The organism is Ferrimonas sp., from assembly GCF_048263965.1.
In the GTDB taxonomy this organism is placed as follows: domain Bacteria; phylum Pseudomonadota; class Gammaproteobacteria; order Enterobacterales; family Shewanellaceae; genus Ferrimonas.
Map to the genome: position 1 here is coordinate 1 of NZ_JBLXDO010000023.1, position 21144 is coordinate 21144.

The 21144-nt window shown below is 57.9% G+C and carries 21 protein-coding genes; 4 read left to right on the forward strand and 17 right to left on the reverse strand.

All coding sequences use genetic code 11. The annotated features are described in order from the left end of the window. Positions 1-301: 301 nt before the first annotated feature. The 3 genes from ccoG to ACN0RV_RS16470 form a co-directional block, all read right to left on the reverse strand. Positions 302-1723 (reverse strand): cytochrome c oxidase accessory protein CcoG, encoded by a 1422-nt coding sequence (gene ccoG / locus ACN0RV_RS16460; protein WP_417349283.1) that lies wholly within the window; start codon positions 1721-1723, stop codon positions 302-304. Positions 1724-1845: 122 nt separating this feature from the next. Next, positions 1846-3282 carry an NAD-dependent succinate-semialdehyde dehydrogenase gene (locus tag ACN0RV_RS16465; protein ID WP_417349285.1) on the reverse strand — a complete coding sequence of 479 codons (1437 nt, stop codon included), beginning with the start codon at positions 3280-3282 and terminating at the stop codon, positions 1846-1848. Between the two features lie 65 nt (positions 3283-3347). Next, positions 3348-4526: an MFS transporter gene (locus ACN0RV_RS16470; protein ID WP_417349286.1), complete on the reverse strand. Its 1179-nt coding sequence runs from the start codon at positions 4524-4526 to the stop codon at positions 3348-3350. Between the two features lie 197 nt (positions 4527-4723). On the opposite strand from ACN0RV_RS16470, the gene ACN0RV_RS16475 reads away from it, so the two are divergent. Both ACN0RV_RS16475 and ACN0RV_RS16480 read left to right on the forward strand, forming a co-directional pair. Continuing rightward, complete coding sequence (locus ACN0RV_RS16475) at positions 4724-5116, forward strand: hypothetical protein (protein ID WP_417349288.1); 393 nt, start codon at positions 4724-4726, stop codon at positions 5114-5116. Between the two features lie 79 nt (positions 5117-5195). Beyond that, positions 5196-6179, forward strand: a complete 984-nt coding sequence (locus ACN0RV_RS16480; RefSeq protein WP_417349290.1) for a S41 family peptidase — start codon at positions 5196-5198, stop codon at positions 6177-6179. A 5-nt stretch (positions 6180-6184) separates the two neighbouring features. Here ACN0RV_RS16480 and ACN0RV_RS16485 read toward each other — a convergent pair whose 3' ends face one another. The 5 genes from ACN0RV_RS16485 to ACN0RV_RS16505 form a co-directional block, all read right to left on the reverse strand. Then, positions 6185-6979 (reverse strand): Mut7-C RNAse domain-containing protein, encoded by a 795-nt coding sequence (locus tag ACN0RV_RS16485; RefSeq protein ID WP_417349292.1) that lies wholly within the window; start codon positions 6977-6979, stop codon positions 6185-6187. 73 nt (positions 6980-7052) lie between these two features. Beyond that, positions 7053-8885 carry a glutamine--fructose-6-phosphate transaminase (isomerizing) gene (glmS, locus tag ACN0RV_RS16490; RefSeq protein ID WP_417349293.1) on the reverse strand — a complete coding sequence of 611 codons (1833 nt, stop codon included), beginning with the start codon at positions 8883-8885 and terminating at the stop codon, positions 7053-7055. Between the two features lie 13 nt (positions 8886-8898). Then, positions 8899-9672 carry a DeoR/GlpR family DNA-binding transcription regulator gene (locus tag ACN0RV_RS16495; protein ID WP_286340971.1) on the reverse strand — a complete coding sequence of 258 codons (774 nt, stop codon included), beginning with the start codon at positions 9670-9672 and terminating at the stop codon, positions 8899-8901. A gap of 115 nt (positions 9673-9787) precedes the next feature. Beyond that, entirely contained in the window at positions 9788-11149 is a 1362-nt protein-coding gene (gene glmU / locus ACN0RV_RS16500; RefSeq protein WP_417349295.1) for a bifunctional UDP-N-acetylglucosamine diphosphorylase/glucosamine-1-phosphate N-acetyltransferase GlmU, read from the reverse strand. Between the two features lie 60 nt (positions 11150-11209). Further along, on the reverse strand, positions 11210-12118 hold the full coding sequence (locus ACN0RV_RS16505) for a LysR substrate-binding domain-containing protein (protein WP_417349297.1): 909 nt from the start codon (positions 12116-12118) through the stop codon (positions 11210-11212). Positions 12119-12250: 132 nt separating this feature from the next. On the opposite strand from ACN0RV_RS16505, the gene xapA reads away from it, so the two are divergent. Then, positions 12251-13075, forward strand: a complete 825-nt coding sequence (xapA, locus tag ACN0RV_RS16510; RefSeq protein ID WP_417349299.1) for a xanthosine phosphorylase — start codon at positions 12251-12253, stop codon at positions 13073-13075. 67 nt (positions 13076-13142) lie between these two features. Further along, positions 13143-14030: a DMT family transporter gene (locus ACN0RV_RS16515; protein WP_417349301.1), complete on the forward strand. Its 888-nt coding sequence runs from the start codon at positions 13143-13145 to the stop codon at positions 14028-14030. Between the two features lie 63 nt (positions 14031-14093). Here ACN0RV_RS16515 and ACN0RV_RS16520 read toward each other — a convergent pair whose 3' ends face one another. From ACN0RV_RS16520 to ACN0RV_RS16560, 9 genes are all read right to left on the reverse strand, one after another. Continuing rightward, on the reverse strand, positions 14094-14522 hold the full coding sequence (locus tag ACN0RV_RS16520; RefSeq protein ID WP_286340977.1) for a F0F1 ATP synthase subunit epsilon: 429 nt from the start codon (positions 14520-14522) through the stop codon (positions 14094-14096). A gap of 21 nt (positions 14523-14543) precedes the next feature. Beyond that, positions 14544-15947, reverse strand: coding sequence for a F0F1 ATP synthase subunit beta (gene atpD / locus ACN0RV_RS16525; protein ID WP_028110374.1), 1404 nt, complete (start codon positions 15945-15947; stop codon positions 14544-14546). Positions 15948-15980: 33 nt separating this feature from the next. Then, positions 15981-16841 carry a F0F1 ATP synthase subunit gamma gene (gene atpG / locus ACN0RV_RS16530; protein WP_417349304.1) on the reverse strand — a complete coding sequence of 287 codons (861 nt, stop codon included), beginning with the start codon at positions 16839-16841 and terminating at the stop codon, positions 15981-15983. A 16-nt stretch (positions 16842-16857) separates the two neighbouring features. Then, positions 16858-18399: a F0F1 ATP synthase subunit alpha gene (gene atpA, locus ACN0RV_RS16535; RefSeq protein WP_417349305.1), complete on the reverse strand. Its 1542-nt coding sequence runs from the start codon at positions 18397-18399 to the stop codon at positions 16858-16860. A 13-nt stretch (positions 18400-18412) separates the two neighbouring features. Next, positions 18413-18946 carry a F0F1 ATP synthase subunit delta gene (atpH, locus tag ACN0RV_RS16540; protein ID WP_286340980.1) on the reverse strand — a complete coding sequence of 178 codons (534 nt, stop codon included), beginning with the start codon at positions 18944-18946 and terminating at the stop codon, positions 18413-18415. Between the two features lie 15 nt (positions 18947-18961). Next, positions 18962-19432 (reverse strand): F0F1 ATP synthase subunit B, encoded by a 471-nt coding sequence (gene atpF, locus ACN0RV_RS16545; RefSeq protein ID WP_286340981.1) that lies wholly within the window; start codon positions 19430-19432, stop codon positions 18962-18964. 77 nt (positions 19433-19509) lie between these two features. Continuing rightward, positions 19510-19731 (reverse strand): F0F1 ATP synthase subunit C, encoded by a 222-nt coding sequence (atpE, locus tag ACN0RV_RS16550; RefSeq protein ID WP_028110369.1) that lies wholly within the window; start codon positions 19729-19731, stop codon positions 19510-19512. Positions 19732-19774: 43 nt separating this feature from the next. Next, a complete protein-coding gene (gene atpB, locus ACN0RV_RS16555) occupies positions 19775-20584 on the reverse strand; it encodes a F0F1 ATP synthase subunit A (protein ID WP_028110368.1) in 810 nt (269 codons plus the stop codon). Positions 20585-20587: 3 nt separating this feature from the next. After that, entirely contained in the window at positions 20588-21004 is a 417-nt protein-coding gene (locus ACN0RV_RS16560) for an ATP synthase subunit I (RefSeq protein WP_417349310.1), read from the reverse strand. Between the last annotated feature and the right edge of the window lie 140 nt (positions 21005-21144).

The window sequence follows — 21144 nt, forward strand, 5'->3', positions numbered from 1 at the left end:
TCAATCCTGCGCGAGTGCCCACACAGATTGTCTGACTAATTGTTAAAGAGCAGTGCAACGTTGTTTTCGTTGCTGAGACTGCGCATTCTACGCTTTCCTCATCCCCCGTCAAGCCCTATTTTTAAAGGTTTTTCCGGGTGTCGACGTTTTGCTCAGCGCGGTGTTTGATGACCCGCTTTGCCCCGTCGACAGGGAGCGCATTATAGGGAGCTGAATTCGTTACGCAAGAGGAAAATTATAAAAATATTCCTTTCGAATAAAAAACGGGCACAAGGCCCGTTTTCTTACACTTTTATCCGTTTTATCTCACACTGATGAAACGGGAACCCTGGGTGTCGGTAACCAAGGCCTGGTCCACATCGCCGCTGGCAACGAAGTCGATATCGATAACCGCATCTTTAAGATAGTAGGGGTCCACCGACAGGGCCACAGGAACACTGGCGACCTCGCCACCGCCCACAACCACCTGCTGAGGCCCACCCCACTCATACTCCTCCAGCCCCTCAACCTTCAGGTCGAAGGTTACCGAAGCCTCACTCTTGTTGAGCACCTTGAGTGTATAGACGTTTTCGATGAGTCCCTCATTGGTTTCACGGTAGAGCATGTTGCGGTCGCGGATGACGTCCACCTCCAGGGGTTTGATGGCACTGACCATCGCCCCGAAAGCCACACACATTACCGCCATGGCGATGCCATAGCCTATCAGCTTGGGACGCATCACGTTGCTGCTGCCCCCTTCGAGCTTGCGCTCGGTGGTGTAGGCGATCAGCCCCTTGTCGTAGCCCATCTTGGCCATCACATCGTCGCAGGTCTCCACACAGGCACCACAGTTGATGCACTCATACTGCAGGCCATTACGGATGTCGATGCCGGTGGGGCACACCTGAACACAGAGATTGCAGTCAATACAATCTCCCAGCCCCATCTCTTTGGGGTTCTGCTTACGACCTCGCGGGCCACGCGTTTCGCCTCGGGTGGCGTCATACCCCACGGAGAAGGTGTCCTTGTCGAACATTACCGACTGGAAGCGGGCATAGGGACACATATGCAGACACATGATCTCCCGCATCCAGCCCGCATTGCCGTAGGTGGCCAGGGTAAAGAAAGCGGCCCAGAAGTAAGCGCCGCCACTGGCGTTGCCGGTAAAGAAGTCCAGGTAGAGCTCAGTGGCCGGGTAGAAGTAGGAGACGAAGGTCAGAGAGGTGATCAGTGACACCAGCAGCCACAATCCATGTTTGGCACCTTTGCGTTTGATTTTGTCGACACTCCAGGGCGCCTTATCCAGCTTAATCCTCTTGTTGTGACCGCCCTCCATCTTCTCCTCAATCCAGATGAAGATGAAGGTCCACACCGTCTGCGGACAGGTATAGCCACACCACACCCTGCCCAGATAGGTGGTAAAGAAGAACAGGGCAAAGGCGGCAATCATAAACAGGAAGGCCAACAGCAGCAGATCCTGAGGCCAGATCACCAGGCCGAAGACATAGAACTTTCTCTGGGCCAGCTCAAACAGCACCGCGGGGCGTTCCCCCCAGGGGAGCCAGGGCATGCCCAGGAACAGGATCATGAAGACCCAGCCCATCTGACGGCGCAAGGTGGTCCACTGACCTAGGGATTTTCGAACGTAGATCCGATTACGGGGGTTGAACCTGTCCATCTTGCGGGGATCCGCCGCCTGCACCTTTATGGGCTTGGCTTGCGCATCGCTATTACGAGGGGCCATAACTGCAAAACCTTTCCATGTTTACAACTCGGTGCGGATTATATCAGTTTTTTCTAACAAACCATTATTAATTGAGAACCAGGTATGCTAGGTACGTGGAACAACCGTTAGCCGGATCACACTTACCCCATGCCTCCGAGACAAAGATATTTCGTCTCCAGGTACTCATCCATCCCCTCCTGACCGCCTTCACGGCCCAGGCCTGAACTCTTGATGCCGCCAAAGGGGGCGGTGGCACTGGAGATGATCCCCTCGTTGATGCCCACCATGCCGAAGTCCAGAGACTCGGCCACCCGCATTGCCCGGGAAAGGGTATCGCTGAAGAGGTAACTGGCCAGCCCGGCCTCGGTGTGATTCGCCAGGGCAATCCCTTCCTCTTCACTGTCGAATGGCGTCACCGCTACAACGGGACCAAATATCTCCTGAGACCAGATGGGGTTCTCCGGGGTCACCGACTCCAACAGAGTAGGGGAGTAGTACCGGCTTGCCCCTCCGACCCGACCGGCCCCCAGGGTCTGAACCGCACCGGCCGCCACCGCCTGTTCGACCAGCTCCTCGACTCGGGCGATGGCCCGGTCGCTGATCAATGGGCCCAGGTCGCCACCAGGCAGGGAGCCCGGGCCCAGGGTCAGGGAGGCCATACGGGTTTTCAGTCGTGCGATGAATTTGTCATAGATGCCTCGCTGAACCAGGATGCGGTTGGCGCAGACGCAGGTCTGTCCGCTGTTTCGAAACTTGGAGGCGATCAGTCCCTCCACCGCCGCCTTCAGGTTGGCATCATCAAACACCAGGAAGGGGGCATTGCCCCCCAGCTCCAACGACAGCCCCTGGATCCCCTGAGCGCTCTGGGCCATCAGGATTTTTCCCACAGCCGTTGAACCGGTAAAGGAGAGCTTGCGAACCTTGGGGTGGGTGCACAGGCGCCGTCCTATGGCAGCGGCATCGGTGCCGGGTACCAGGTTGATCGCCCCGCAGGGCAGCCCCGCCTGCTCGGCAAGTTCGGCCAACATCAGCGCAGTCAGGGGCGTTTCCGCCGCAGGCTTGATCACCAGGGTACAGCCCGCCGCCAGCGCCGGCGCCGCTTTGCGGGCAATCATCGCCAGGGGAAAGTTCCAGGGCGTGATCACACCCACCACCCCCACGGGTTGCTTTAACGTCATGGGACGTCGGCCACCGGGCAGAGTAGGGAGGGTCTGACCATGGACTCGTACCGCCTCTTCGGCGTACCAGCGCAGGTAGCTGGCGCCATAGTCCACCTCGGACATGGCTTCGACGATCGGTTTGCCCGACTCCAGGGTGATCATCTCCGCCAACCGTTGCCGATTGTCCCGGACCTGGTGGTACCAGGCCAACACCCTGTCGGCGCGCTCCTGCGCACAAAGGCGGCGCCAGGATTGAAAGGCCTGGTCCGCCGCCTCTATGGCCTGATTCACCTGTTCCAGGCTCACATCGGCCACGGTGGCCACGGCCTCTCCGGTCGCGGGGTCGTCCACCTCAAAGCTTCCCTGGTCACCCGCCAGCCACTGGCCGCCGATATACGCCTTGTGCAGCTTGGTCATACGCTGTCCCTGCCATTACTCTGTTCTCTCCACGGTAGCACCGAACCCAGATACAGAACAGGGTCTCACTCCATTCCAGCAGGCGGCTCCATGATGGCGGGAGTGCGGCGTGCCGCACTGACCAGCATATAGAGCGAGGTGGCCAGAAATATCACCCCAAGATACTGAAGCAACCCGATGGAGAGGGCACCGACGGCCTGAACCAGTAAGGGGCCCACAACCGAACCCAGGCTGTAGCTGACCAGCATCAACTGGGTGATGCGGACGATCTGAGCCGAGGCCCGCCCCTCACAGGCTTGATTGATGGCCACCGGGTAGAGGACAAAGGCCGAAGCCCCCAACAGCAGCATCCCCAGGCCAAACTCAAAGGGAGTGGATGCCAACACCAGCACCACCGCCGCCATGGCCCCGGCCAGGCTGAACAGAGCCATCAATAGGGTCTTGCTAAAGCGAGCAGACAGCCAACTTCCCAGGGGTTGTACCGCCATCCCGCCCAGAACCAACAGAGCCATCATCACCCCGGTCAGCTCTGACACCAGCGCCTGCTGATGGAGGTAAACCGGCATAAGTCCATAGAGTGGCCCTAACACCAACCCGGAGATCAGGCAGCCCAAAATCGAAGGCATACTGAGGCTCTTCAGGGAGAGAGGTGCTGAGTGAGACTCGGCCTCGACGCTCGAACCGACCTTGGCCCGGCTCAGCAGAGGCGGCACTGTTGCCAGCAACATCAGCCCCATCACCATCAGCATCGGCCAGGCCCCCTCGAACCCCAGAAGATTGATCATCAACTGACCCAGGGCATTGCCTCCGTAGAGAGCAGCCATATACAGACCGAGCCGGCCAGCCCGCTGGCGCTCATCCTCCACCAACAGCAACCAGGACTCCACCACCACAAACACCCCGGCAGTGGCCATGCCCGCCAGCAGCCTCATCACCAACCAAAGGAACGGATGGGGCAGGGTAGCCATGGCAGCCACAGTGGCGGACAGCAGCAGCAAGGACAGCATCAGGGCAAGACGATGCCCCAAACGGTTGATCAGCGGCTCAACCCACAGCGCTCCCAGTAGTAGCCCGCCATAGAGGGCGCTGGCCAGCCAGGCGGCCATCTCACCGGGCATCTTCAGCGCGGGGATCGACAAGGGCAGTAGACTCATCAGATAGCCGGTTGCCACAGCAAACAGAAACAGCCCCCCGATGGGAGCCAGTACCCCGGATTCCACCCGGGAGGACACAGACTCGGTCACTACCTTCTCCAACCTCACCCTGTCGCCACCAGGACCCATTCCCGGCGATCGGCGGCATGGTGAGGCCGAAGCCTTGTGGAGTAAAACGAAACCTTTTTATGGTCAGGATAAGCGCTTTCTATCGAATCCAGTCTGCTATTGAAATCCTGGCCGAGGCCCCCCATGCTGAAGAAGTAACCCGTTGAGGTGAGACGATTGTGACCCAGGCATCAGGCATTCAGAGACAGCTGACCAGCGGCATGCTAACCATGTTGATGGTGCTGCTGTGTGCCCTACTGTTGGCCGACACACCGGATCACGGCGGGATCAGCAGTCCACAGCAGTGGCAGCAGACGGAGCAAGCAAAGGTGCTGGTGTCTGCGGTGCCCCCCAGAGCCTCCAGCTTCAATCATCCTCGTCAGCTCGACAGAGACGAACAGCCGACCTTACCCCAGCCGTGGCAAGCTCACTCCCTGACCGCCAATGGCTACCTGACTCCCCAGCCACTGCCGCCCCCCTGGTTCCAGGTCACCGCCTGGCCTCCCAGCAGAGTCTCAGGCTGGCGAGAATCCAACCTGCTCTATCGCAGCCGACTCACCTTCGAAGTCTGAACACCGACAGCCCGGACCCTGGCCACCTTGATGAGCGTGGCTCCTTGTATCTGTCTTACTACTTTGGTGACTTATGACTTTGAAAAAAAAACTCGCCCGGATTATGTCCCGGGCACTGATACTGTTTCTGATGCTCCTGTTCTGTCTGCCGGCCTTTGCCGCGTCGTCTGAGAAACTGACGGCAGACGCCATCGATCCATTGATAACCCAGACCCTGACGGTAATGAGGGATCACTACCTAAACCCGGACAGGGTGGACGAGGTGGAGAGTTTCCTAAAAGCCCGCCGCAACGCTGGCCACTATGACCAGATCACCACACTGGACCAGTTCGCTCAGACCCTGGGGCAGGAGATCCGACTGATCACCGGAGATGCCCACGTCAGCCTCTATGTGAAACAGCCTCAAGTTCAGGCCAGCCACATACTCAGCCATCCGCCCGGCAAGCTGACCCACAACTATGCTTTCGAACAGGTGAGCTACCTTGCGGGCAACATCGGTTACCTCAAGTTCAACAAGTTTCATCCCAACCCGAACGCCAAAGGGGTGGTGGAACAGGCCCTGGGGTTTCTCTCCCGGGCTGACGCGCTGATCATCGACATGAGAGACACCGTAGGCGGCTCGCCGGATCTGGCGCGCTACCTGCTGAGTCACTTCTTCAAGGAGGGCGCCGAACTGTGGCGACTCTATGGTCGTGACCATGAACTGTTGGATGTGGTCAACGCCGAACCTGTTGAGTTGTCGCGCTTTCAGCAGAAAATGCCCATAGTGCTGCTGACCAGCGATAACACCGCCAGCGCCTCTGAACTCTTTGTCTCAGCCATGCAGGCCGGGGGCAGGGCAACCGTCATCGGTGACAACACAGGTGGCGCCGGCTTCTACGCAGGAGTCCGGGAGGTGACCGACCGTCTGGTGCTGCGACTCTCCCTGATGAAACCCGTGGTCTCCGCCAATGGACTCAACTGGGAAGGCTCCGGGGTCGCACCGGACATCAAGGTCCCAGCCATGGATGCCCTGGACAGGGCGCAACACTGGTTGCGTACCCAGATGGCGCCTAAGTCCTAACCCCTTCAGGGGCCACTCTCTGGCCCCTGCGTCTTCGACAGTAACCCCAACCGCGTCAGAGTCTGGGTCATGGATCTATAGTGACTGCCACGCCAGTAGACCTGACCACAGCCGTCACAGACAAAGAAGTGCCGATGTTCCCGCCAGGCTCCGGTGGGTACTCGATCACGAACATCGTCCCGGCTGATGGTGTGCAACAGCCCATTGCAGCGGATGCAGCGGCTGAAGAACCTGAGCCGCCGCTCGAGACCAAAGTGATGGATCACCTCAATCAGCTGTCGCTCAGGATCGGTACTGCGAACCCAGTATCCGTGAATCACCGCACTTCGATGCAAAATCCCCTTGTCCCGGGTCAGGATGCCCCGCCCCTGCTCGCCGGCCAGGTGAACAATCTCACCATCGTCCAAGTCACGACGATAGAGACAGTCCAGGCCGGATAATCTCAACAGTCTGGCGAGTCGGCCCAGGTTCACATCCAAGATAAAGGTGTCGGGCAAAGGCCTGGGGCGCAGAGGCGTGAATGAATCCAGGGCCGGCGATTCGAGCAGAGGAAACGCCTCCAGCCGCTCGCCCCCGGTAATGGGGTGGTCCAGTGCCGCCGGATGGCCACCCACCAGAACCAGATCGATCTCAGCCTGGGGCACGCCAGCCCCTTCCAGCACACTCTTCAGAGAGGCCTGGCCACTGAATCTGAACTGAAAACGACGCTCCCTGGATGCGACGGGCAGGAAGTCATTCAGCTCCCGGTAACAACGGATGGTGACGTGACGCCACAGGGGCGCATGGGGATCGGAATCCATAGTTCAAAGGATAGTCCGCGGCCAAGCCAACAAAAAAGGCGCCCTTTGGGCGCCTTTTCTCCAACCTTAGGTCTTACTCTACGGTCACGGACTTGGCCAGGTTACGAGGCTGGTCCACGTCGGTTCCCTTAATCAGCGCCACGTAGTAGGAGAGCAGCTGCAGGGGCAGGGTGTAGATCACCGGGGCGATGAACTCATCACAGTGTGGCACCGGCAGCACCTTCATGGTGTCGTCGGACTCGAACTGGGCTTCCTTGTCGGCGAAGACGTACATCAGACCACCACGGGCGCGCACCTCTTCCACGTTGGACTTGAGCTTCTCCAGCAGTTCGTTGTTGGGCGCCACCACAATCACCGGCATGTCGGCGTCGATCAGCGCCAGCGGACCGTGCTTCAGCTCACCGGAAGCATAGGCTTCGGCGTGGATATAGGAGATCTCCTTCAGCTTCAGGGCACCCTCCATGGCGATGGGGTACTGATCGCCACGGCCCAGGAACAGGGCGTGGTGCTTATCGGCAAAATCCTCCGCCAGCTCCTCAATCTCTTCGTTCAGGCTCAGGGCCTGCTCCACCTTGGTGGGCAGAGATTGCAGGCTGTGCACCAGGTTGCCCAGCTTGGTCTCATCCATGCCGTTGTGGCGGCCGATGGCGCCGGTCAGCATCAACAGGGCCGCCAGCTGCACGGTGAACGCCTTGGTGGACGCCACGCCGATCTCGGCACCGGCCTTCATCATGTACGCCATGTCGGACTCTCGCACCAAAGAGGAGCCGGGTACGTTACAGATGGTCAGGCTGGACTCGTAGCCCATCTCCTTGGCCAGGCGCAGGGCAGCCAGGGTATCGGCGGTTTCACCGGACTGGGAGATGGTCACCAGCAGGCTGTTGGGGAACACATGGGATTTGCGGTAACGGAACTCGGAGGCGATCTCCACGTTGCAGGAAACCCCGGCGTGCTGCTCCAGCCAGTAGCGGGCCACCATGCCGGCGTGGTAGCTGGTACCACAGGCGATGATCTGCACATGCTTCACATTGGCCAGCAGCTCATCGGCCCCTTCGCCGAAGGCATCGGGGGCAACGATGCCGGCCTGGAGGCGGTTCTCCAGGGTACGCTGCAGAGCCAGAGGCTGCTCGTAGATCTCTTTCATCATGTAGTGACGGTAAGGCCCCTTGTCGCTGGCCTCGTGAGACACTTCGGACTCCTTCACCTCACGCTCAACCGGGTTGCCCTCGGCGTCGAAGATGTTCACTTCACGACGGGTCACCTCGGCCACGTCCCCCTCCTCCAGGAAGGCGAAACGGCGGGTTACCGGCAACAGGGCCAGCTGATCGGAAGCGATAAAGTGCTCACCCACACCATAGCCGATCACCAGGGGGCTGCCGGAGCGAGCCACCACCACCCGGGAGGGGTCACGGCGATCGGTGATCACCGTGCCATAGGCGCCTTCCAATTGCTTCACCGTGGCCTGTACCGCCGCCAGCAGGGAGTCGTGGGACTTGAGCTCATGGTGAACCAGGTGGCCGATCACCTCGGTGTCGGTGTCAGACTCAAATACGTACCCCAGTCCCTTGAGGCGCTCGCGCAGGGGACCGTGGTTTTCGATGATGCCGTTGTGCACCACGGCGATGTCGCCGCTGGACTGGTGAGGGTGGGCGTTACGCTCGTTGGGTTCACCGTGGGTGGCCCAGCGGGTGTGGGCGATGCCGGTGCCGCCACTCAGAGGCTGCTCAGCCAGGGCGTTGGCCAGCTCCTGAACCTTGCCCACACGACGAATCCGGGACAGCTCGCTGCCGTCGTTGATGATCGCAATACCGGCGGAGTCGTAACCGCGGTACTCCAGGCGCTTCAGACCCTCTACCAGGATCTCGGCCACATCACGTTGGGCTACCGCCCCTACAATGCCACACATAATCGTTTCTCCATTAACTTTGGCTGGAAGCCCGGATCACCCGGACTCCATGAATTTCTATCTGAGCCGTCGCCTCATCGGACAGCTCATCGTCGGTAATCAATACGCTCACCTTCTCCCAAGGCAGTTCCAGGTTGGGGATCTTGCGCCCCACCTTGTTGGACTCCACCATCACCACCACTTCGCGGGCCGCCTCCGCCATCACCTTGGAGAGGCCAATCAGCTCATTAAAGGTGGTCGTTCCACGTGAAACATCGATGCCATCGGCGCCGATAAACAGCTGGTCGAAATCGTAGGAGCGCAATACCTGCTCCGCCACCTGCCCCTGGAACGACTCGGAGTGAGGATCCCAGGTGCCGCCGGTCATCAGCAGGGTGGGCTCGTTCTCCAGTTCACGAATGGCGTTGGCGCTGTTGAGGGAGTTGGTCATCACCACCAGGCCACGCTTACTGCCCAGCTGGGAGATCATGGCAGCGGTGGTTCGGCCGGAGTCGATGATGATCCTCTGGTGGTCACCAATGAGCGCCGCCGCGGCCTGGCCAATGGCCAACTTTCGCTTGGAAACTTTATGGGCCGGATCGTCACTGACGATCTCCTGGGGCACAGGCACCGCGCCGCCGTAGCGTCTGAGCAGCAAACCGCTGGCTTCCAGGGTGGCGAGATCCTTGCGGATGGTCACTTCAGAGGTCTGAAACTCCCGGGCCAGGCTTTCCACACTGACCTCCCCCAGCTCATTGAGCAGAGTGATGATGGTATGGCGCCGTTGTTGGGTATTACGTTTCGACATGACAACCTAAAAGTTTCGCAACGAAAGTTTCGAAGTATAAGTTAGGTTACGAAATATGCAAGAGACCCCAATAAAAAAGCGGCCTTAAAGGCCGCTTCTTAATCAAACTGAAATACTACTTCGGCTTCTTCACCGGGCGCTGCCAGTCGCTGATGTGGCGCTGCTTGGTGCGGGTCAGCACCAGCTCTCCCTCGCCCACGTCCTTGGTGACGGTGGAGCCGGCAGCCACGGTGGCGCCCTTGCCAACGGTCACCGGCGCCACCAACTGGCTGTCGGAACCGATAAAGGCGTTATCCTCTATCACCGTCAGGTGCTTGTTGGCCCCGTCGTAGTTACAGGTGATGGTGCCTGCGCCTATGTTCACCTTCTCCCCAACCTTGGCATCACCGATGTAGGCCAGGTGGTTGGCCTTGGACCCCTTGCCCAGGGTCGCCTTCTTCATCTCAACAAAGTTGCCGATGTGGCTGTCGTGGACCAGTTCGGCGCCGGGACGCAGACGGGCAAAAGGACCCGCGGTGCAGATCTCACCGACGCTGGCCTCTTCAACCAGGGTATAGGGTTTGAGGACGGAACCATCGCCGATGCGGCAGTCCTTGAGTACGCAACCGGCACCAATGGTAACGTTGTTGCCAATCTCCACCTTACCCTGGATCACCACATTGACGTCGATAAAAACATCCTGACCCACGGTCAGTTCACCACGGACATCGAAGCGGGCCGGATCGGCCAGGGTGGCACCGGCAAGCATCGCCTGCTCGGCGGCACGTGCCTGGAAGGCGCGCTCCAGGGTGGCCAGCTGCACCCGGTTGTTGGCCCCTTCCACCTCGATGGCGGTCTCGGGCTGGGCGGTCTCCACGCCACCTTCGGCGGCGGCCATGGCGATGACGTCGGTGAGGTAGTACTCGCCCTGGGCATTGTCGTTGGACAGGTTGGCCAACCAGCGCTTGAGGGCACCCCCTGGGGCCACCAGGATACCGGTGTTGACCTCATCGATGGCCAACTGCTCCGGGGAAGCATCCTTGTGCTCGACGATGGCGCTGACCTTGCCGTTATCACGAACGATGCGGCCATAACCACTGGGGTCATCCAGATTGACGGTCAGCAGGCCGATGCCATTGTCAGGCTGCACCGCCAGCAGTCGCTCCAGGGTTTCAGTGCGAATCAACGGCACATCACCGTAGAGCACCAGCACCTTGCTGTCGTCGCTCCAGTCACCGGACGCCTGATCCACCGCATGACCCGTGCCCAGCTGATCCGCCTGCAGCACCCAGTTCACCGGATTATGGGACAGGGCCGATTGCAGCAGCTCACCACCATGGCCATACACCAGGTGAGTGGCCACGGGGGAGAGGGCCGCCGCCGCATCGATAACATGCTGCACCATAGGCTTGCCGGCGATGCCGTGCAGCACCTTAGGCAGAGAGGAGCGCATGCGGGTTCCCTTGCCCGCCGCAAGGATGACGATTTCCAGAGTCATGGGGTTCCGTTCAATATTGGTCGCTAAGGCGCAAAAGTATACCCACTCATGACGGGAAAATCAGCTCCGCTGCGCCTCCAGGGCCTGGATAAAGGGCTGCAGCAGTGGATGACCGGCCGCGGAATCAAACACCACACAGAGATCCGCCGCCAACGGCTCTTTGAGAGGCAGGAACTGAACCCGGTGCCAATGCTGACGGCGAAAGCACTCTGGCACCACAGCCACCGCCTGGCCGGCCCCCACAAAGGCCATCATGGTCTGGGGCTCGCGCACTTTGAAACGCAGCGGCAGGCTGATCCCCGTTAACCGACATTGCTCCATCAGGCTGGCGGTGGTGCCCGAATGCTCAGGATCAAACCCCACCAGGGGTTGCCGGTCCAGTTGCCTCAGCGACACCTCGGACTCATCGGCCAAGGGGTGTCCCTGCCACAAGGCTGCCCAAAACGGCTCCTCCAATACTGGCTTCACCTGCAGCGGGCTCATGGCCGGGCGGTCACCGATGCGGCACAGCCCAAGATCAATCTTTCTGTCCATCAACGCCTGACGCTGTTCCGAAGGCGCCAGCTCCAGGAACTGGATGGACAGCTCCGGACACTGCTGACGCAATCGCTCAATGGCATCGAACAGCCCATCCCACAGGGCAGAGCTGATGATGCCTATGGTGAGGCTGTGCCCGCGGGCACGCGCAGCCTGACGCACCTCGTTGAGAGAGCGCTCCATGGCCGCCAGCAACTGGCCGCACTCCTGCCGCAACAGCCGCCCGGTCTCGGTCAGCGTCACCCGTTTATGCTCACGGCTGAGCAACGTGGTGCCGAGGATCTGCTCCAGTTCCCGAACCTGAGTGCTCAGGGCCGACTTGGACATGCACATCTCCTCGGCGGCCCGGCCGAAATGCAGGTGACGGGCCACCCCATCGAAGTAACGCAGCATCTTCAGGCTGATGCGGCCAGTATCGGTCAGCAGGGTCATCGACAGCTCAAGTGTTAAGGGTTTCTGGTTATTATCGTTCTGTTTTCCAAAACATACGACCCAAAGATGTCGATATCCCCGGCAAGCTCCCTTCCCTATAGTGAATCCACACCAACCCAGAGGAGTCCCGCCATGTCCCCGGATGCACCCCAGCTGTCCAAAGCCACCATTCTCCAACGCAAACCCGGATTCCGTCCCCGTTGCGCCCTGATTCTCGGCTCCGGCCTGGGGGTGCTGGCGGACCAGATTGATGACCCAGTGGTCATTCCCTACCAGAATCTCGCCGACTTTCCCGTCAGTGGTGTAGAGGGCCACAGCGGTGAGCTGGTGCTGGGCACCCTGGAAGGGGTGGAGGTGATCTGCATGAAGGGCAGGGGACACTTCTACGAAGGCAAGGGGATGTCGGTGATGACCACCGCGGTGCGCACCTTCAAGCTGCTGGGGTGTGAGATGCTGTTTGTCACCAACGCCGCCGGGTCACTGAGGCCAGAGCGCATCGAGGTAGGCTCCCTGGTGGCTTTCAATGACCACATCAACACCATGCCCGGCACCCCCATGGTGGGCGCCAACGACGACGCCTATGGCGAACGTTTTTTCAGTCTGGCCAACGCCTATGACAAAGAGCTGCGCAGTGAACTGCACCAGGTGGCCCAGTTCAACGACATTCATCTCAACGAGGGGGTGTTTGTCTCCTATCCCGGTCCCTGCTTCGAAACCGCGGCGGAGATCCGCATGATGCAGGTCATCGGCGGGGATGTGGTGGGCATGTCGGTGGTGCCTGAGGTGATCTCCGCCGCCCATTGTGGCCTGCCGGTGCTGGCGGTGTGCGCCATCACCAACCTGGCCGAGGGTCTGGGGGATACCCAGTTGTCCCATGAGCAGACCCTGAGCTGTGCAAAGCTGGCCCAGGCGGACTTTATCAAGCTTATTCAGTCATTTCTTCGCGCGCATTTCTGAGTCCATGCTATAACAACGAGGGAGCCGCTTTGGCTCCGCCGTTTTCTGACCGCCACCGGAACACCCAATGCCGCACCACCCCGTCGTCCGGGCCCACCTGGGCCTGCTGCTCTATGCGGTGCTGATCAGCACCTCCTTCCCCATCGCCGCCTTTATGGGGCAGGGGTTTTCGCCTCTGTGGACCACCTGGGGCCGCTTTGCCATCGCCTCGGTGGGCTTCACCCTGCTGCTGGCCCGCTACCGCCAACTGAGCTGGCCCGGCTGGCGGTCCGTGGGCCGCTTTGCCCTGATCAGCCTGCCGATGACCGGCTTCTTCCTGCTGATGTTCTTCGCCGGCGAAACCGCCTCGGCCCTGGCCATGGGCAGCCTCACCACCCTGGTCCCTCTGCTCAGCTGTCTGCTGGGTTGGCTGGTAAGCCGTCAGGCGCCTCATCCCATCCGGATACTGGCATTGTGTCTGGGGGTCGCTGCGGCGCTGTGGGTACTGACCGAGGGGGAGTTGTCGATGCTGATGCAGGACGGCTGGCCCGCGGGCAACAGCCTCTATGTGCTGGCCTGTCTGCTGATGGGAGGCTATCCCCTGGTGCTCAAGACCCTGCACCGGGGTGAGCCCATGCTCACGGTCACCGGTTGGTCGCTGATCACCGGGACCGGCTGGCTGACCCTGGCGCTGCTGCTGGTGCAACCGGAGTGGGTTTGGCCAACCCTGGCCCAGAGTGGCGCCATCCTGTGGCTGGCCACGGCCACCACCATGCTCACCTTCTTCCTGTTTCAGTCCGCCAGCCTGGTGGTGGGCGGCAGCTCCGCCAACGCCTACGCCCTGCTGAGTCCGGCCCTGGTGCTGGTGATCAATGCCCTTCTGGGCAAGCCCTGGCCCAGCCTGTGGGTACTGCCGGCGGTCCTGCTGATCGTCATCAGTTTGCTGATGCTGCTGCAATTGGATCGCCGCGGCTAGACAGAATGGAATCAAAATAAAAAGGGCGCCCTAGGGCGCCCTTTTTCATAGCGTAGCGGGAGCTTATCTGCCCACGCCTTTGCGGATGGTCTCAACAACTCGGAGTTGCGCCATCGCCTTCGCCAGCTCGATAACCGCGGCCTCGTAGTCGAGGTCAGCAGAGGCTTTCGCCATATGCTCTTCGGCGGAACGCTTGGCTGCTTCCGCAGCTTCAACGTCAATATCTTCACCACGAATGGCCACATCAGCCAGCACGCTGACATTATCGGGTTGAACCTCGAGAATGCCACCAGACAGGTAGATTACCTCTTCACTGTCGTCTTGCTTTTTGATGCGAACCATACCGGGCTTAATGGCGGTGAGCAATGGAGTGTGGCCATGCATAATACCCAACTCGCCCTCAACACCTGTAACTTGCAGGTACTGAACGCGGCCAGAGTAAATGCTTTCTTCCGCACTGACTACATCCAAATGAAGTGTCATAGCTGCCATCTCATCCTCTCCGCAACCGGATTACAGTTTCTTCGCTTTCTCGGCGGCTTCGTCGATGCCACCAACCATGTAGAACGCCTGCTCAGGCAGTTCATCGTACTCGCCGGACAGAATGCCCTTAAAGCCAGAGATGGTGTCTTTCAGCGAAACGTACTTACCAGGAGCACCGGTAAATACTTCGGCTACGAAGAACGGCTGAGACAGGAATCGCTCAATCTTACGAGCACGGGCAACGGTCTGCTTATCTTCCTCAGACAGTTCATCCATACCCAGAATGGCGATGATGTCCTTCAGCTCTTTGTAGCGCTGCAGGTTGGACTGAACGCCACGAGCCACGTCGTAGTGCTCCTGACCAATTACCAGAGGATCCAGCTGACGAGAGGTGGAATCCAGTGGGTCAATCGCAGGGTAGATACCACGGGCCGCAATGTCACGGCTCAGTACTACAGTTGCATCCAGGTGAGCAAAGGTGGTTGCTGGGGATGGATCAGTCAAGTCATCCGCAGGTACGTATACCGCCTGTACAGAAGTAATGGAGCCTGTCTTGGTGGAGGTAATACGCTCCTGCAGAACACCCATCTCTTCCGCCAGAGTAGGCTGGTAACCTACCGCAGAAGGCATACGACCCAGCAGTGCAGATACCTCGGTACCAGCCAGGGTGTAACGGTAGATGTTGTCCACGAACAACAGTACGTCACGGCCTTCGTCACGGAACTTCTCAGCCATAGTCAGACCGGTCAGTGCTACACGCAGACGGTTTCCTGGTGGCTCGTTCATCTGACCGTAAACCATGGCTACCTTGGACTGAACTTTGTCATCCAGGTTAACTACGCCAGATTCGGCCATCTCGTAGTAGAAGTCGTTACCTTCACGAGTACGCTCACCTACACCGGCGAATACGGACAGACCGGAGTGTGCCTTCGCGATGTTGTTGATGAGCTCCATCATGTTTACGGTTTTACCTACACCTGCACCACCGAACAGACCGATTTTACCACCCTTAGCGAATGGGCAAACCAGGTCGATTACCTTGATGCCGGTTTCCAGCAGCTCGGTAGCGCTGGATTGGTCTTCGTAGCTGGGCGCTTCACGGTGGATTTCCCACGTTTCTTCCTCGCCGATCTCACCGCACTCGTCGATGGGATCACCCAGAACGTTCATGATACGGCCCAGAGTGGCAGTGCCCACTGGAACCTTAATTGCACTACCGGTGTTGGTAGCTACCAGTCCGCGACGCAGACCTTCGGACGCACCCATTGCAATGGTACGAACAACACCGCCACCGAGCTGCTGCTGAACTTCCAGCACCAGCTTAGCGCCATCGTTGTCGATGTGCAGGGCGTCGTATACCTGTGGTACGGCGTCTTGTGGGAACTCCACGTCAACTACCGCACCGATCACTTGAACGACAGTACCTGTGCTCATGATTAATCCTCTGATTATCTCGTTTCCGCTGCCTTAAACCGCCGCTGCACCGGCACAAATCTCCGACAGTTCCTGCGTAATCGCAGCCTGACGGGCTTTGTTGTACACCAGTTGCAGATCGTCGATCAGGTTGCCTGCGTTGTCGGTTGCGGACTTCATTGCAACCATACGGGCGGCCTGTTCAGACGCGGCATTTTCAACTACACCCTGATAAACCTGAGATTCGACGTAGCGAACCAGCAGCTTATCCAGCAGAGCTTTCGGATCGGGCTCATAGATATAATCCCAAGCGTGAGCTCGTTTTTGGGTGTCATCTTTTGGCAACGGCAGAAGCTGATCGATCACCGGATCCTGCTTCATGGTGTTCACAAACTTGTTGTACACCACGTACAGGCGGTCCAGCTTGCCCTCGTTGTAGGCATCCAGCATTACCTTCACAGAACCAATCAGGTCAGTGAGGCTGGGGGCGTCGCCCAGGCCAGTGGCCTGTGCAGCAACGTCACCACCAAAGCTCTGGAAGAATCCTGCGCCTTTGGAACCGATGGCTGCGTAGGACACAGTTGCGCCCTTCTCAGTCCACTCGGTGGCGGCTTTCACCACCTGCTTGAACATGTTGATGTTCAAACCACCACACAGTCCGCGGTCGGTGGAAACGACGATAAAACCGACGTTCTTCACCTCACGCTCTTCCAGGTAGGGATGCTTATATTCCAGAGAGCCCTGCGCTACGTGACCAATCACCTTTCGCATATTCTCTGCGTAGGGACGGCTGGCGTGCATGCGATCCTGCGCTTTACGCATTTTCGAAGCAGCCACCATCTCCATGGCAGAAGTGATCTTCTGAGTGTTTTTTACACTCGCGATCTTGGTACGGATCTCTTTAGCGCCGGCCATCTTCTATCTCCCCCTGTTACCAGGTTTGAGTCGCTACGAACTTGTCCAGAGCAGCTTGCAGCTGAGATTCGATGTCGGAGTTGTAGTCTCCGGAATCGTTGATCAGCTTCAGCAGGTCAGCATGTTCGGCGTTCACGTAGGAGAGCAGAGCCGCTTCGAAGTCACCAATCTTGTTAACTGGTACGGAAGACAGGAAGCCTTTCTCTGCAGAGAAGATGACAACGGCCTGGTCAGCCACGCTCAGAGGCGCGTACTGCTTCTGCTTCATCAGCTCGGTAACGCGCTCACCATGCTCCAGCTGGGCACGGGTGGCGTCATCCAGGTCAGATGAGAACTGAGCAAAGGCCGCCAGTTCGCGGTACTGTGCCAGTGCGGTACGAATACCACCGGACAGCTTCTTGATGATCTTGGTCTGCGCGGAACCACCTACACGGGATACGGAGATACCGGGGTTTACCGCAGGACGCAGGCCGGCGTTAAACAGATCGGTTTCCAGGAAGATCTGACCATCGGTAATGGAGATCACGTTGGTAGGTACGAACGCAGATACGTCACCAGCCTGGGTTTCAATGATTGGCAGAGCGGTCAGAGAGCCGGTCTGTCCTTTCACTTCACCGTTGGTGAAACGCTCAACATAGTTGGCGTTTACGCGGGCTGCACGCTCCAGCAGACGGCTGTGGAGGTAGAATACGTCACCAGGGAAGGCTTCACGGCCTGGGGGACGACGCAGCAGCAGGGAGATCTGACGATAAGCTACGGCCTGCTTGGACAGGTCATCGTAGATGATCAGAGAATCTTCACCGCGGTCACGGAAGAACTCACCCATGGTACAACCGGAGTAGGGAGCCAGGTACTGCAGAGCAGCCGCTTCAGAAGCGGAGGCAACCACTACGATGGTGTTCTTCAGGGCATCGTGCTCTTCCAGCTTGCGCACTACGTTGGCGATGGTGGAGGCCTTCTGGCCAATCGCAACGTACACACACTTAATGCCGGAGTCTTTCTGGTTGATGATGGCGTCAACGGCCATCGCAGTCTTACCAGTCTGACGGTCACCGATGATCAGTTCACGCTGGCCACGACCGATTGGGATCATGGAGTCAACGGACTTATAACCGGTTTGTACAGGCTGAGATACAGACTGACGGTCAATTACACCGGGAGCAATTACTTCAACGGGGCCGAAGCCTTCGGCCTCAATAGGACCTTTACCGTCGATGGGCTCACCCAGGGTGTTAACCACACGGCCCAGCAGACCGCGGCCAACTGGCACTTCTAGAATACGGCCAGTGGACTTAACTTTTACGCCCTCAGCCAGATCGGCGTAAGGACCCATTACTACCGCACCTACGGAGTCACGCTCCAGGTTAAGTGCGATTGCGTAACGGTTGCCAGGAAGCTCAATCATTTCACCCTGCATCACGTCGGCCAGGCCGTGGATGCGGATAATACCGTCGCTTACAGATACGATGGTACCTTCGTTGCGAGCTTCGTTGACAACATTGAACTTCTCAATTCTCTGTTTGATCAGTTCACTGATTTCGGTTGAATTCAGTTGCATGCTTAAATCCCCGTTAGGATTGCAGCGTATCGGCCATGCGGTTTAATTTACCGCGAACCGAGCCATCAATGACCAAGTCACCAGCGTTGATAACAACACCAGCAATTAGCTGCGGATCAACAGTGCAGTTCAGCTTTACCTTGCGCTCGAGACGTTTCTCTAGAGACTCGGCAATCTTCTGCTTCTGTTCGTCACTAAGTTCTGTTGCGGAAACCACATCGGCCTCCACCAGGCTTGCTTGCTCATCGGCCATCTGTTTAAACAGAGTGGCAACCTGAGGCAGAACAGCCAGACGACCATTCTCAGCCATCACCTTCACCAGGTTCTGGCCAAACTCGTCGAGGTTCTCATCGCAGACCTTGATAAAGATCTCCGCGAGTTGATCGACGGCAATGGCGCCATTCAACAGCTCAGCAATCGCATCGTTCTGAGCTACCGCGGCAGCAAAGTCCAATTGGCCCTGCCACTTGTCGATAGCCTGATGCTCCGCTGCAAACTCAAAGGCAGCTTTGGCATAGGGGCGTGCAACAGTAGTCAGTTCAGACATATGCCCTCTCCCCTGTTAAAGCTCCGCAGCCAATTTCTCAACGATGTCGCTATGCGCGTCAACGTCGATGGAACGCTCAATAATCTTCTCAGCACCGGCGACGGCCAGAACAGCAACCTGCTTACGCAGAGCTTCTTTGGCACGGTTACGCTCGGCTTCGATTTCGGCTTGGCCCTGAGCGATGATCTTGGCACGCTCGGCTTCCGCCTCAACTTTAGCTTCGTCGACAATTTGCGCTTTACGCTTGTTTGCTTGCTCAATGATCTCACCGGCTTGCACTTTGGCGTCTTTCAGCTGATCGCTGATTTTTGCCTGTGCCAGCTCGAGATCCTTGGAAGCTCGGTCAGCGTTTGACAGGCCATCCGCGATTGCCTTCTGTCGTTCTTCGATGGCAGCCATCAAAGGTGGCCACACATACTTCATGCAGAACCAGACGAAGACAATAAAGGCGATGGTCTGACCGATAAAAGTCGCGTTGAGATTCACAACGGCTCCTCCTCAAAACCCATTCAAAGTCGGCTCCGGGTATCCGGAACTCCAAGACATTGGATTAAAGGGTCGCCTTAAACACCAACAACGAACAGGATGTACAGACCAATACCTACACCGATCATAGGTACCGCATCCAGCAGACCGGCCATGATGAACATCTTGGTTTGCAGGGCAGGGGTCATTTCAGGCTGACGACCAACGCTCTCCAGGAACTTACCACCCAGCAGACCGAAACCAATAGCAGTACCCAGAGCACCCAGGCCAATCAGCAGAGCAACAGCAATAGCAGTCATCGTATTCTCCAGTTTCTCTTAATTTGTTACTTAGTCTTAAAAATTAATGATCTTCATGAGCCATGCTGAGGTACACAATAGTCAGCATCATGAAGATAAACGCCTGCAATGTAATCACCAGGATGTGGAAGATCGCCCACGCCAGCTGCGCAAAGCCGCCGAGCGCGCCGATAGCCACGTTACCGGTGTACATAAGAGCAATAAGAATAAAGATCAGCTCACCTGCATACATGTTACCGAACAGACGAAGGCCCAGAGACACAGGTTTAGAGATCAGTCCTACAATCTCAAGCAGGAAGTTAAAAGGAATCATTAACTTGTTGTTAAACGGCTGGAGCGTCAACTCCTTAACGAACCCGGACACGCCTTTCACCTTGATGCTGTAGAAGATCATCAAGAAGAAGACGCTGCAGCTCATCGCCAGAGTGATGTTCAAGTCAGTGGAGGGAACCACTTTCAGGTAGTGAACACCAGCGGCGCCTGCTGCTGCGGGTAGCCAATCAACCGGAATCAGATCCATCAGGTTCATCAGGAAAACCCAGACGAAGATGGTCAGAGCCAGGGGGGCGATCAGCTTATTCTTGCCGTGGAAGGATTCCTTAACGCTGGTATCGACGAACTCAACCAGCATCTCGACGAAGCACTGGAGCTTGCCGGGAACGCCAGTAGTGGCCTTTTTACCAACGGAACGGAACAACCAAAGGAAGAAAACGCCGAGTCCAACCGAAAACAGCAATGAATCCACGTTCCAAGTCCAAAAACAGTACTCGCTCGCATCAGCGCTACAACTACCAGCGCGATACTGCAAGTTCTGCAAGTGGTGCAGAATATACTCCTGCGGATTTGCAGCCATGATTCATCCCAAATGTTTTCGTTGAAACAACAAAGGTGCCATCCATAACACCATGAGGGCGGAAATGTAGCAGCCAAAAACGGCCCTAGGGTCAGATTTAACTACCGCAAATGCCAGCACAAACAGCGTTACGGTCAGCATCAGCTTAATCGCTTCTCCCCGGTAGAAGGCGTTAACCATGCTACCAGTTACCTTTTCCCACAAGCGGGAGAAGGTGAGAGTTGCGAAAACGAGGTTGGGGATAACCGCCACACTGCCGCCCATAAGGGCTGACAAGGCAAGCTGTTCTCCCCAAAGTACGAAACAAAGCGTACTGATCAGAGCTACCACTATTGCTTGAGCGGCCACTAACCGCAGTGCGGTCATTCGGCCTTTGCGTCTGGGGTCTCGTTTCAACGCCTTGACTCCGTAATCTTTCAAGAGAGGGTCCGAAAACCCTTAATCTGCCTAAAAGCAAGCGAAAGTATACCTACTTACCTTGCCGATGCAACCAAACGGAGGTTGGAAAACTGTGATCTCGAACGGATGCTGAAACCTTGAAAACCCTAGGCTTCTCACAT

Coding starts and splice junctions, on each gene's coding strand:
- atpH (WP_286340980.1), bottom strand. CDS start 18,946: ATGTCTGAACTGACTACTGTTGCACGCCCCTATGCCAAAGCTGCCTTT.
- atpD (WP_028110374.1), bottom strand. CDS start 15,947: ATGAGCACAGGTACTGTCGTTCAAGTGATCGGTGCGGTAGTTGACGTG.
- ACN0RV_RS16465 (WP_417349285.1), bottom strand. CDS start 3,282: ATGACCAAGCTGCACAAGGCGTATATCGGCGGCCAGTGGCTGGCGGGT.
- atpA (WP_417349305.1), bottom strand. CDS start 18,399: ATGCAACTGAATTCAACCGAAATCAGTGAACTGATCAAACAGAGAATT.
- xapA (WP_417349299.1), top strand. CDS start 12,251: ATGTCCCCGGATGCACCCCAGCTGTCCAAAGCCACCATTCTCCAACGC.
- ACN0RV_RS16515 (WP_417349301.1), top strand. CDS start 13,143: ATGCCGCACCACCCCGTCGTCCGGGCCCACCTGGGCCTGCTGCTCTAT.
- atpB (WP_028110368.1), bottom strand. CDS start 20,584: ATGGCTGCAAATCCGCAGGAGTATATTCTGCACCACTTGCAGAACTTG.
- ccoG (WP_417349283.1), bottom strand. CDS start 1,723: ATGGCCCCTCGTAATAGCGATGCGCAAGCCAAGCCCATAAAGGTGCAG.
- ACN0RV_RS16520 (WP_286340977.1), bottom strand. CDS start 14,522: ATGGCAGCTATGACACTTCATTTGGATGTAGTCAGTGCGGAAGAAAGC.
- ACN0RV_RS16495 (WP_286340971.1), bottom strand. CDS start 9,672: ATGTCGAAACGTAATACCCAACAACGGCGCCATACCATCATCACTCTG.
- atpE (WP_028110369.1), bottom strand. CDS start 19,731: ATGACTGCTATTGCTGTTGCTCTGCTGATTGGCCTGGGTGCTCTGGGT.
- ACN0RV_RS16485 (WP_417349292.1), bottom strand. CDS start 6,979: ATGGATTCCGATCCCCATGCGCCCCTGTGGCGTCACGTCACCATCCGT.
- atpG (WP_417349304.1), bottom strand. CDS start 16,841: ATGGCCGGCGCTAAAGAGATCCGTACCAAGATCGCGAGTGTAAAAAAC.
- ACN0RV_RS16505 (WP_417349297.1), bottom strand. CDS start 12,118: ATGACCCTGCTGACCGATACTGGCCGCATCAGCCTGAAGATGCTGCGT.
- glmU (WP_417349295.1), bottom strand. CDS start 11,149: ATGACTCTGGAAATCGTCATCCTTGCGGCGGGCAAGGGAACCCGCATG.
- glmS (WP_417349293.1), bottom strand. CDS start 8,885: ATGTGTGGCATTGTAGGGGCGGTAGCCCAACGTGATGTGGCCGAGATC.